The organism is Nitratireductor aquimarinus, assembly GCF_017255295.1.
Lineage (GTDB): Bacteria > Pseudomonadota > Alphaproteobacteria > Rhizobiales > Rhizobiaceae > Nitratireductor > Nitratireductor aquimarinus.
This window is the reverse complement of record NZ_JAFKDE010000003.1, coordinates 118,299-130,730: the sequence shown is the minus strand read 5'-3', so window position 1 is coordinate 130,730 and position 12,432 is coordinate 118,299. Positions and strand designations below refer to the sequence as shown.

7 protein-coding genes are annotated in these 12,432 nt (G+C 61.2%); 3 read left to right on the top strand and 4 right to left on the bottom strand.

Going from position 1 to position 12,432, the window contains the following annotated elements; translation table 11 throughout:
• The first annotated feature begins 64 nt into the window (after positions 1-64).
• Positions 65-1,318 (top strand): tyrosine--tRNA ligase, encoded by a 1,254-nt coding sequence (gene tyrS, locus JYP46_RS05275; RefSeq protein ID WP_206546261.1) that lies wholly within the window; start codon positions 65-67, stop codon positions 1,316-1,318.
• Between the two features lie 77 nt (positions 1,319-1,395).
• Here the strand turns inward: tyrS and JYP46_RS05270 are convergent, their stop codons facing one another.
• Positions 1,396-4,674, bottom strand: coding sequence for a YhdP family protein (locus tag JYP46_RS05270; protein WP_222473921.1), 3,279 nt, complete (start codon positions 4,672-4,674; stop codon positions 1,396-1,398).
• Between the two features lie 194 nt (positions 4,675-4,868).
• On the opposite strand from JYP46_RS05270, the gene JYP46_RS05265 reads away from it, so the two are divergent.
• The gene (locus JYP46_RS05265) at positions 4,869-5,348 is read left to right on the top strand and encodes a peroxiredoxin (RefSeq protein ID WP_206547498.1); all 480 of its coding nucleotides are present in this window, start codon (positions 4,869-4,871) and stop codon (positions 5,346-5,348) included.
• A gap of 181 nt (positions 5,349-5,529) precedes the next feature.
• Positions 5,530-6,831 (top strand): M23 family metallopeptidase, encoded by a 1,302-nt coding sequence (locus tag JYP46_RS05260; protein WP_206547718.1) that lies wholly within the window; start codon positions 5,530-5,532, stop codon positions 6,829-6,831.
• Positions 6,832-6,897: 66 nt separating this feature from the next.
• On the opposite strand, the gene prfB is transcribed toward JYP46_RS05260, so the two are convergent.
• The 3 genes from prfB to JYP46_RS05245 form a co-directional block, all read right to left on the bottom strand.
• Positions 6,898-8,029, bottom strand: a protein-coding gene (gene prfB / locus JYP46_RS05255; RefSeq protein WP_113155324.1) for a peptide chain release factor 2 whose coding sequence is annotated in 2 segments (ribosomal slippage) — positions 6,898-7,959 and positions 7,961-8,029 — 1,131 coding nt in all. Because the reading frame shifts where the segments join, the coding sequence is not laid out codon by codon here.
• A 119-nt stretch (positions 8,030-8,148) separates the two neighbouring features.
• Positions 8,149-10,605 (bottom strand): penicillin-binding protein 1A, encoded by a 2,457-nt coding sequence (locus JYP46_RS05250; protein WP_206546263.1) that lies wholly within the window; start codon positions 10,603-10,605, stop codon positions 8,149-8,151.
• A 332-nt stretch (positions 10,606-10,937) separates the two neighbouring features.
• A complete protein-coding gene (locus tag JYP46_RS05245) occupies positions 10,938-12,104 on the bottom strand; it encodes an N-acetylmuramoyl-L-alanine amidase (RefSeq protein ID WP_222473919.1) in 1,167 nt (388 codons plus the stop codon).
• Positions 12,105-12,432 lie beyond the last annotated feature (328 nt).

Genomic DNA, 12,432 nt, shown 5'->3' with positions numbered 1-12,432 from the left:
TGTCCGACGGACAGGCGCTGCCCCGGCAGCGCCCTCCGTCAAACATCAAAGAGCCTGAAAGATCATGACCGCCTTCAAATCCGACTTCCTGCGCACGCTGAGCGAACGCGGGTTCATTCACCAGACCTCCGACAATGCAGGTCTCGATGAACTCTTCCGGAACGAGACGGTCACGGCATATATCGGCTTTGACCCAACCGCTCCGAGCCTGCACGCCGGCGGTCTGATCCAGATCATGATGCTGCACTGGATGCAGAAGACCGGCCATCGCCCGGTCGCCCTGATGGGCGGCGGCACCGGCATGATCGGCGACCCGTCCTTCAAGGACGAGGCGCGCAAGCTGATGACGCCGGAAACGATTGCCGACAACATTGCCGGCATCAAGAAGGTGTTCTCCAACTACCTGACCTTCGGCGACGGCCCTCAGGATGCACTGATGGTCAACAATGCCGACTGGCTTCTGGGCATCAATTACCTCGAATTCCTGCGCGATGTGGGCCGCCATTTCTCGGTCAACCGCATGCTGTCGTTCGATTCGGTGAAGACGCGCCTCGACCGCGAGCAGTCGCTGTCCTTCCTGGAATTCAACTACATGATCCTCCAGGCCTACGATTACGTTGAGCTGAACAGGCGGATTGGCTGCCGCCTGCAGATGGGCGGTTCCGACCAGTGGGGCAACATCGTCAACGGCATCGATCTCGGCCACCGCATGGGCACGCCGCAGCTCTACGCCCTCACCTCGCCGCTTCTGACCACCTCGTCGGGCGCGAAGATGGGCAAGAGCGCCGACGGCGCTGTCTGGCTCAACCCGGACATGCTTGGCGCGTACGATTTCTGGCAGTACTGGCGCAACACCGAGGACGCCGACGTCGAGCGCTTCCTCAAGCTCTACACGACGATGCCGCTCGATGAGATCGCCCGCCTTGCAGCACTTCAGGGAGCAGAGCTCAACGAGGCCAAGAAGATCCTCGCCACCGAGGTAACGGCAATGCTGCATGGCCGCGAAGCGGCGGAAGAGGCAGCAGAGACGGCGCGCAAGACTTTCGAGGAAGGCGCACTGGCGCAGACGCTCCCGACGGTCGAAGTCGAGCGCTCTGCGCTTGAGGAAGGCGTTGGCGTACTGGCGCTCTTCGTGACCGCAGGCCTTGCCGCCTCCAATGGCGAGGCGCGCCGGCATGTGAAGGGTGGCGCAGTGCGCCTCAACGACCAGCCCGTCAGCGATGACCGGCAGGCCGTAACCCTCGACAACCTCACCGAGGAAGGCGTGGTGAAGCTCTCGCTCGGCAAGAAGAAGCACGTGCTTCTGCGCCCGGTCTGAGCCGCGCAACAATCGCATTTGAAAAATGAGCGTGCGTCCAACCGGGCGCACGCTTTTTCTTTATGGGCGGCTGCCCGTTATCGATACTCGAAGATCTGCCGGAAGATGCCCGGCGCAATGGCCGAGATGGGGTTCACCTCCATCTGCGGATCCTTCAGCTTGCCATAAAGACGATAGGTGATGCCGATCAGGCCGCGATCACGGCCATTGCCGAGAATGGCGCCGAACAGCGGGATCTCGCCAAAAATGCGGTTGAGCCCGTAAAGCGGCATGAAGGTGCCGGTGATCGCGATGTTGTCATTGGCGTCGAACAGCGTGCCCTGAAAGGTAGTGCCGATCAGCGGACCGCGCAGAACGCCATCGCTCAGCGCCAGACTGCCCGGTCCCTTGATGATGTTGGCAAAACCACGCTCGAAGCTGACACGTGCGGCATCGACCTTGTCGCCATTGCCGCTATTGTCCGTTGCGGCGACCAGAGACCCCAGACGCGGCTCGTTGACGATGAAGAAGTTCTCGGCCGTCACGCTGCCCTGGAAGCGGCCACCGCCAGATTCCGTCAGGGCCAGCACCATGCGCCCGCCTTCCATGTGTTCGTAGAAATCCACGAAACGCATGACCGCACCGGCATCGGAGGAATTGGCGCGAATGCCGCCTGCGTCGCGCGAAAGGGAAACGCCTCCGCCAGATGCGGTGACGCCCTTTAAATCGAGCCTGCCGGTCTCACCGGCCCCCGCCTTGTAGTCAAGCGACACATCGCGCATCACTTCGCCGCCGAAACCGGACACGCGGTCGAGACGGGCGTCGAGTGTGATGCCCGCGTCTGCGCCGTCATCATCGCCACCCGACGCGCCCTGCTGCGCACCCAGATAGTATTTCACCATGGCGCGGCCATCGACCGACGCGCCGCGCACCGACACCCTGTAGGCGGAACCTGAACGGTCGATGGAGACGGAGAAATCGTCATCGCGGTTCAGCCGCGCCTTGTCGAAGCGGGCCGATGCGAGCCGACCGCCGGCAATGGTGATGCGCCCGGTTGCGGAAAAGGTCTTTCCGGAAAGCCTGAAATCCGTGAGTTCCATGGAGGATGATTTCTCATCCAGAATGAAGGAAGCGGTGGCCGGAATGCCCGCTCCCTTGCTCCAGTTGATCCAGGGCAGCGTCAGGCGCGTCTTGTCCAGATTGACCTTGAGCGCCTTGCGTCCATCCTCAAGCTCGTCATAGTCGACCGTCATCGGACCGGAGAGAATGCCATCAAGGCCCGGCACGATCTTTCGCCGCGCCGCATCGTCAAGCGTCAGTTCAATCCTGCGCGAGCGCGCCTGATCGGATTCGCCAAAGGGTTCCACCAGTTCGAGCCGCGCCGGCACGCCGTTGAGTGTGGCGGTGGCCGAAATGTCCGCCCGCCCCGGCTCGACCATGAGCACGCCGTCGGCATTGGCGACCATCTGCCCGTTGAAGGGTTTGGAGATCGAGAGGTCGGAGTATTCAAGCGTCGCCCGCCAGCCAAGCTGGTCGCGCGGAATGCCATCGCTCAGGGGGATGTCGGCTGTCACATGACCGGTGACGTCGCCGGTTACATCCTTTGGCGTGAGATCGATGCGCTCTGACACGTCGATGGGCTCGTAGGAGGCCAGTTCGACGACGGCGGGCGCCTTGCCGGCAACATCAATGGCGAGCTTGCCGATGCGCGGCTTAACATGCGCGTTGCGAACGGACAGCGTGCCATTGCTGGCCGCAACCTGCCGTCCGCTTGGCATGAAGACGGTGCCCGCCTCGATGGCAATATCGATGTCGGAGCCCTTGAAGGCGATGCTGCCGGCGGCGTCCCGCACCGGCGGAATGCGTCCTGCAATATCGAAACGGGCATCAGCGACGGAGAATGCGCCGTTCACTTCCTCATCGTTCAGCGGCTGGCCATTGCCGAACCGGCCGGGCGGAACGCGCAGACGCAGATTGCCTTCCACCACATGCCCGCCAAACAGGTTTTCAAGCACCCATTCCCGTGCGCCCGAGGCCGCAAACCACGGCCAGAACTGCTTGACCTCATTGGTCGGCATGCCGCTCGTATAGACGGCGAGCGAAAGCCCGGGCGTCTTGCCGGCTTCCAGCGTTACAGCAGCGCTTGCGGTGATGACGCCGGATGTCGTTGCGATACGGATCGTATCGCCGACGATGCGGCCGCTGCCGGTGTCGATGCGTCCGGAAACACCCGCAACGAAGGGAACGGCAGCCTGCGGTGAATCGAGCGGAGCGATGGTCGATTTCGGACTGACCAGATCGAAGCCATAAAGCGCGCTGTCAGCCTCCTCGTTCTCAAGAGGAACGATCCTGCCGGTAAAGTTGAAGACCGAACGGCCGACAACGAGGTTTGCCTGATTGATGACGATCATGCCGGCTTCACGGCCAATCTCGGCGCGGATACGGCCCGTTGCGGTCAGAATGCCATCTTCGCCAAGATCAAACGGCGCTTCCTGCAGCGCCACCTCGAACTGTAGCCTGCCTTTTCCGACCTCCTGCTCGCCGCCCTTGAGCGATAGCCTTGTGGCGGCAAGAAGCGCATCGGCTCCCTTCAGTTCTCCGGCAACGGACCGCGCCGCCTCCAGAAGCGTTGGATCGGGGGAACCGATTTCCACCTCGAGCGACTTGATCGGTCCATCGGCAAGCGGGCGAAGCGCCGATCCGACAAGCTCCACCTCCCGCTCACCAAGCGCCGCATTGGCCCTGAATTCCAGCTTTCCCGAAGGTGCGAGCGCGGCATTGACGTCGAGGGCTACGGCGCGGCCCGTCTCGTCATCCAGAACAATCTCGACATCACGCATGCGCAGATAGCGCGTTCCGGTGCGCTCGGAGATCGCATAGACCCGCCGCAGGCCCGCAAACACGCTCTCTTCCAGAACAGACGGATCAATGGGCTTTTGCCAGCGGGCAACCGCTGCAACCTCGTCGGACTTCGCGGAAAGTGCTGACAGATGCACCCGCGCGCCGGAAAGCTCGACGCTTCCCACTTCCACTTTCCCGCTCAGAAGCGGGAGCAGACGGAACCCGATACGCAAAACGTCCGCATCGACCATTCTGTGGCCAGTCTCGGCCTTGCTCAGATGCGCATCGCGGATTTCCAGAGCAACCAGACTGCGATCACTCAGAACCAGCCCGAGCTCCCCCATGTCGGTCTGGATTTCGTAACCGGCGGCGGAGGTCAGCGCCCTTTGGGCAGCGGCGCGGAGGCGATCCTGCCCGATGGAGCCGGTGCCAACGAACTGAAGCAGAAGGCCGGCCAGCACAAGAAGCGCGATCAGGGAGACCAGAACAATGAGAATGCGCCGGCACCACAGCCAGAACAGCGAACGCCGCAGCACGCCACGAGCCCTGCCCTCAGTCGAAGGGTAGGTCTCCAAAGCCGCTATCTCGCCCCGTCTGAACCTGATTTTCCTGTGAGAAGCGCCTTCCTGATCCACAACCGTTCCCGTCGACACACCGCAGCCATGGACGAATCCATCGACATCATTATATCTCTCCCTTTCATCGCCTATCCACAAACAGGGGAAAGAAAATGACAGAACCCGTCAAAGGAAGCGAAGCACCGGATTTTGTGCTGCCAGCCGATGGCGGCAGCGAGGTCAGATTGTCCGACTTTCGCGGCAAGACGGTTGTGCTCTTCTTTTACCCCAAGGACAACACCAGCGGCTGCACGGTCGAGGCCATCGACTTCACCGCACTGAAGCCCGAATTCGACGTGGTCGATACGGTCGTGCTGGGCATGTCTCCCGACAGCCCCAAGAGCCATGACAAGTTCAAGACCAAGCACGGCCTTACCGTCGGCCTTGTTTCCGATCAGGAAAAAGAAACGCTGCAGGCCTATGGCGTGTGGGTCGAGAAGAGCATGTATGGCCGCAAATATATGGGTGTAGAACGCTCCACCTTCCTGATCGATCCGGAAGGCCGCATTGCGGAAGTGTGGCGCAAGGTGAAGGTTCCCGGTCACGCACAGGCCGTTCTCGAGGCCGCCAAGAAGCTCAGACAGAACGCCTAGAGCAGTTCCGGTCAGGCAGGATCGCCTGACGTGCGCATACAGGCGGGAATGATAAAATATAGCGGAGCAGCACACCTGCCCCGCTTTCTTTAACGCCCCGCCTGATCGGGAAAAGCTTTATTAACCCTAATCAAGTGTAATCAAAATCGAACAAAGCTCACCTGCAACGAAGTTCGATTTTCTGATGCGTTCACAGCAATCTGCGGTTTTCGGCAAGCGAAAAGAGCCCCACACGATCATTATCGCGCGGGGTGAAAAGATACGACATTTCACTGTTCGCCCATGGATGGCCGCATCAGTGGGCTCAGCGATCGCTGCGATCGGCATCGGCTACATTCTTGCAACGTCCTATCTGGTTATGCGCGACGATCTGATCGGCGCGACGGTGGCCCGGCAGGCCCGCATCCAGCAGGCCTATGAAGACCGTATCTCGTCGCTGCGCGCCCAGCTCGACCGCGTGACCAGCCGTCAATTGCTCGACCAGCAGTTCATGCAGGAAAAGGTGGGCGAACTTCTTGCCCGGCAGGATCAGCTGACCAAGCGCCAGAGCCGCCTGGAACCGGTTCTAAACCGCGCCGGCACGGAACTCCTGCCCAAAAAGGGGCCGGTTCCCGCCCCGCGCCCACAGATCAAGGCCGACACCGAGCCGCTTCTCGATCCGACACGGACCGGCAGCATCGCGGTTGCAGCACTCGCTCCCACGAAAGCCGATACCGTTCCCTGGCCGCTTCGTTCGCAGACGCAGGCGTATGACCGACCGCTTTCTGCCGCAGACAAGGCCGATTTTCTTTTCGTGAAACTCAACCGCGCGCTCGCATCAATCGAGACGGAACAGATCGACCGCGTCAGGACGCTGGCCGACAACGCCTATCAGAGCGCTGAGGTCATTGCGGACGCGCTGGATGATGTCGGGGTCCGCGTTTCGGAAGACGAGCGCGAACAGCATGTCGGCGGCCCGCTTCTGACATCGGCCAGTGCGCTCGCCTTCGAAGACCAGGTACGCGACTTGGACGATGCGCTGTCTCGCCTCAACGACATCAAGGGGAAGGCGCGCGCGCTGCCGCTGGCCAATCCGGTTCCCGGTGCGCAGATCACCAGCCGCTTCGGCTCCCGCCGCGACCCGTTTCTGGGTCGCAGGGCGCATCACTCCGGCATGGACTTTCGCGCCCGGACGGGAGCGCCCATTCACGCGGCCGGCGTCGGCACCGTCATCAAGTCCGGCTGGAACGGTGGTTACGGACGCATGGTCGAAATCGACCATGGCAACGGACTGACCACACGCTACGCGCATATGAGCAAGCTTCTGGTCAAGAAGGGCGAGAAGGTCGAGCCGGGAACGCTGATCGGCAAGGTCGGCTCCAGTGGTCGCTCCACCGGCCCTCACCTGCACTATGAAGTGCGCAAGGGTGGTACGGCCATCAATCCCTCGCAGTTCATCACGGCTGGTCGAAAGGTCGCCGCGTTTCTCAAGGACGGCTCCTGAGATGCAAAACGGGCGAGCCTGAGGCCCGCCCGCTGTTCTACTCTTCACGCCGACGCATGAGCCGGTTCAGGCGAGGTCTTCGACCTCGGCCCCTTCCCCGCCATGCACGCGCTGCGACAGTGCGGCTTCCATGAACGCATCAAGCTTGCCGTCGAGCACGTCCTGCGGGCTGGTGCTTTCCACGCCTGTGCGCAGATCCTTCACCAGCTGATAGGGCTGCATGACGTAGGAGCGGATCTGGTGTCCCCAACCGATGTCGGTCTTGGACGCCTCGGTGGCGCTGGCCGCATCTTCCCGCTTCTTCAGCTCGTCCTCGTAAATGCGCGCGCGCAGCATGTCCCACGCGGTTGCGCGGTTCTTGTGCTGGGAGCGTTCCTTCTGACACTGCACGACAATGCCGGTCGGAATGTGCGTGATGCGAACGGCCGAGTCGGTCGTGTTGACGTGCTGTCCGCCCGCGCCGGAAGCGCGATAGGTATCCACGCGCACGTCCGAATCGGGAATGTCGATCTCGATCGTGTCGTCGATGACCGGATAGACCCAGGCGCTGGCAAAGGATGTGTGCCGGCGCGCAGCGCTGTCGAAAGGCGAAATGCGAACCAGACGGTGCACGCCCGATTCGGTCTTCAGCCAGCCATAGGCGTTGCGCCCCTTGATCAGAAGGGTTGCCGACTTGATACCTGCCTCTTCGCCGTCATGGACTTCCATGACATCGACCTTCATGCCGCGACGTTCGGCCCAGCGCGTGTACATGCGCAGCAGGATCTGTGCCCAGTCCTGACTCTCGGTGCCGCCGGCGCCTGCATGGATTTCGAGATAGGTGTCGTTGCCATCGGCCTCGCCGGAGAGCAGCGTCTCCACCTGGCGCGCGGCAATCTCGTCCTTGAGCACCTTGAGCGCGCTCTCGGCTTCCGTCACCACGTCAGCGTCGCCCTCTTCCTCACCAAGCTCGATGAGGCCGATATTGTCCTCAAGCGCCTGGGTCAGATCACGGACCCCGCTGATATTGTCTTCCAGCATCTGACGTTCACGCATCAGCTTCTGCGCCTCCTGCGGATCGTTCCACAGATCGGCCTCTTCAGCGCGCGAATTCAGGTATTCCAGCCTCTTTACTGCCTCATCCCAGTCAAAGATGCCTCCTCAGCAGGCTTATGGCCTGCTTGATTTCGTCGACAAGATTTTCGGTTTCCGCACGCATTGCAGATCAACACCTCGGCTTTGTTGGATTTTTCAGGAAACGCTTCCTGAATCGCGTCGGACCATATGAACCGCGCCCGCCTGTGTAAAGCGGGCGCGTCACAGATTCAGAACGCTGCGTCAGTAGAGGCCGCCAGCGCCGGAATTCACCGCCCGGTTGGCCTGTGGCGAAACAACCCGCGGCCCGCCCATGCCTTCCAAATCTTCCATGCCGATCACCCAGTAGCTGTCGGCCGGTCCCGTGCCGGGCTTGAAGGCTTCCATGATGACGCCCGGCTGGCCCGACTCGGCGCGCATGCCGGTCTTGCGGTCAATCGGGATGATGTTCATGCCCTCGGGCACCTGGAAGTCCACCGGGCGCATGTCCTTGAGCGCATTGCCCATGAACTCCTTGAAGATCGGCGCGGCCAGACCGCCACCGGTCGAACCACGGCCCATCGGGCGCGGCGTGTCGAAGCCCATGAAGACGCCAACCACGAGATCAGGCGTGTAGCCAACGAACCAGGCATCCTTCTCGTCATTGGTGGTGCCGGTCTTGCCGGCGATGGGACGGCCGAGTTCGGCAATGGAGGTTGCCGTACCGCGCTTCACCACGCCTTCCATCATGGAGGTGATCTGGTAGGCGGTCATCGGGTCGAGAACCTGCTCGCGATCATTGATGATCTCGGGCTCTTCCTGATTGGTCCATTCGCTGGCAACACAGCCCACGCATTCGCGACGGTCATGCTTGTAGACAGTCTTGCCGTAGCGATCCTGAATACGGTCGATCAGCGACGGAACGATCTGCTTGCCGCCATTGGCCATGACCGCATAGGCGGAAACCATGCGCATGACTGTGGTTTCGCCCGAGCCGAGCGACATGGCCAGAACCGGCAGCATCTTGTCGTAGATGCCGAAATGCTCGGCATAATCGGCAACGAGCGGCATGCCCATATCCTTGGCAAGCCGCACGGTCATCAGGTTACGCGAACGCTCGATACCGGCGCGCAGGGTCGAAGGGCCGGCAAACTTGCCGCCGTAGTTCTTCGGCTCCCACACATCATTGCCGACCTGCACCGAGATCGGAGCATCAAGCACCACGGAGGCAGGCGTGTAACCATTGTCGAGCGCGGCGGCATAGACGACCGGCTTGAAGGCCGAGCCGGGCTGACGATAGGCCTGCGTTGCACGGTTGAATTCGGATTCGGCGTAGGAGAAGCCGCCGACCATGGCCAGAACGCGGCCCGTGTGCGGGTCCATGGCGACAAGCGCGCCCTCAACCTCGGGCACCTGGCGCAGCGTCCACGCGCGGTCCGTGTCAGCTTTCTTCTCAACAAAGATCACATCGCCCGGCTTCAGAACGTCGGACTGGCGTTCCGCCTTGAGGCGCTTGCCGTCCACCACGTGCCGCATGGCCCATTTCATGTCTTCCAGCGCAATCGTACCGGTCGTGCGTTCCTCGGACAGTGCGCCGGAAACCTCACGTTCAGGCTTGAGGCCAATGGAAATCTTGTTGTCTTCGGTTCCAAGAACCACGGCCACATTCCACTCGGGAACATCGCTCAGCCCATCGACTTCGCCGAGGGCTGCACCCCAGTCGCCGGAAACGTCGATCTGCGTGACCGGTCCGCGATAGCCGCGCAGCGTGTCATAGCGCAGAAGGCCATTGTGCAGCGCCTTGCGCGCATAAAGCTGCATCTGCGGATCGAGCGTGGTGCGGACGGAAAGGCCGCCCTCGTAGAGCGCATCTTCGCCATAGCGCGAAATGATGTCGCGGCGCACTTCCTCGGTGAAGTACTCGCCGGCGAACAGATAGGTGCCCCGGCGACGCGGCGAAACGTTGAGGCCGGTGTTCTTGGCCTTCTCGCCCTCTTCAGCCGTGGCGTAACCATTCTCGACCATCTGGTCGATCACCCAGTTGCGGCGCTCGATGGCGCGCTCGGTGTGACGGAAGGGATGGTAGTTCGACGGGCCCTTGGGAAGAGCAGCGAGATAGGCCGCTTCTTCCAGCGTCAGCTCGTTGACCGACTTGTCGAAATAGGTCAGCGCCGCGCCGGCGATGCCGTAAGCACCGAGACCGAAGAAAATCTCGTTCAGATAAAGTTCGAGGATGCGGTCCTTGGAATAGGCCTGCTCGATGCGGAAGGAGAGCACCATCTCCTTGATCTTTCGCTGCATGGTCTGGTCGGAGGTGAGAAGGAAGTTCTTCGCCACCTGCTGCGTGATCGTGGACGCGCCGACCGGACGCCGGCCCGACCCCAGATTGCGCGCATTCGTCACGACGGCGCGGGCAAGGCCCGTCACGTCGATGCCCGGATGCTTGTAGAAATTCTTGTCTTCTGCGGAAAGGAACGCAGCCTTGACGCGATCCGGAACGGCCTGGATCGGAAGGTAGAGGCGACGCTCGCGCGCGAACTCGGCCATGAGTGCGCCATCGGAGGCGTGAACGCGGGTCGTGACCGGCGGCTCATATTTCGCCAGCACCTCGTAATCGGGCAGATCCTTGGTCAGATCGCCGATGTAGAGCGCGATGCCCGCAGCCACCAGCAGCGCCAGCACGATGCCAACGCCGAAGAAATACCCGATGAGACGTATCATGCCCGCTCCAATTCAAGCCCGGTCGCAACTTCACCGCCCGTCAGCGGCAACTGCCCCGCGCAGCCTTTCCAAGTCTTATCGGCAGGACAAAGAGGGACAGGCGAATGGTGGATTGCCACCGCAACGCAGTCCGCTGTCTTCATTCCATGCGATTCCAATATACCATTTCTTTTCACGATCTTCGCCCGCTCGTGCAAGGACAGCCGGAAAATCATGCGCCTGCTCTTAATGCCTCACGCTTGTGGGCAAAATACGGCGATTGCAGCGCCCCCGGCGCGAACAGCACAAAACGGGAGCGCCGTTGCAGACTTGCAACGAATTGGGCTCTGAGATCAACCTCCAGCTGCACCATTTGCCTTGGCAAAATAGCTGATCGCATCAATGATCGCCGCCATTGTCTTCTCCCGCCATGCCGGATCGCGCAGCTGCGCTTCGTCCTTCGGATTGGAAAGATAGCCCAGTTCCAGAAGAACCGAGGGGATATCCGGGGCGCGCAGAACGCGGAAACCCGCATAGCGATGCGGGTTTTTCACCATCTGCACGGTGCTCGACAGTTCGCCGATGAGCGTGCGCGCAAAGCGGATGGAGAAGGCGTGCGTCTCGCGCCGGATGAGATCGACCAGAATATCCTCGACCTCGTCCTGCTCTTCTTCCGGCACCTTGCCGGCGATCTCGTCAGACAGGTTTTCGCGTGCAGCGGTAGCCGCAGCCTCGGCGTCGGACGCCTTGTCGGAAACCGTGTAGACGGTCGCACCGCGCACGCTGCGAATGGCAATCGCATCGGCATGGACCGAAACGAAGAGGTCAGCCCCCTTCTCCCGCGCAATGCGCACGCGCTCGTCGAGACGCAGGAAACGGTCATCCTCTCGTGTGAGAACAACGCGATACCGGCCAGTCTCCTCGAGCTTTTTCTTGAGTTCGAGCGAGAACAGAAGCGTGATCTGCTTTTCGACCGTACCGTTCACGCCACGCGCGCCACCATCGGCGCCGCCATGCCCCGCATCAAGCGCAACGGTGAAACGATCCTTCATCGCAACGGCCTCGTCCTTGGCGGAACCAAGGTCGGGCGGCGTCATGCTGGCCCGCAGGGCCTTGTCAAAATCCTCAACTGAACTGGCGCGCATTTCGATGATGAGGCGAAACCCGTCGGAGGTCTCGTTCTTCATCACCTCGGCCTTTTCGACCGAGAATGGCCCCTTGGCGTTGAAGAGCAGACGCGCGCGCTGCGCATCGACGGCGCCATATTGCACACCGGCAACCAGCCCCCGTGGCTCCAGCTCCAGAGGATCGAAGGTAAATTCGGTGGCCGGCATGTCGATCACCAGCCGGTTGGGATCGCGCAGGAGGAACCAGCGAAAATCGGGCGCGCGGTCGAAATGCACGACGATGCGCGTGTATTGCTGGTCACCGGCCATCTTGTAGTCATGCGCCTTGAGCGCAGGACCATCGGCAAGGGCATTGTTGAGAACGAGAAAGAGCCCGGTGAGGACAACCGTCAAAAAAAACGCTGGTCTGTGCAAAACCGCTTCTCTCCGATGCGTCATGCGGATTTAGTCGAATCAACCCCATTTCCAGCGAAAGAAAATGGCAATTTTTCTTCGAATCGACCGCCAACGATCATATTTTATGCGCTGTGCAGGGACATTGGGCAAATAAGCTGGATGATATTTGCAGGCCGCCCCGGCCAGGGCGCGATAGAAATCAGGGTTGCCAATACAACTGTCAAATCATAAAAGCATCTTTGAATCATCGCGATATCCGTCCTTGGTTTGAGTCCCAGCTGACAAACGGCGATGAGCAACGGGGCAAACCTTTATCCGCCGCCGC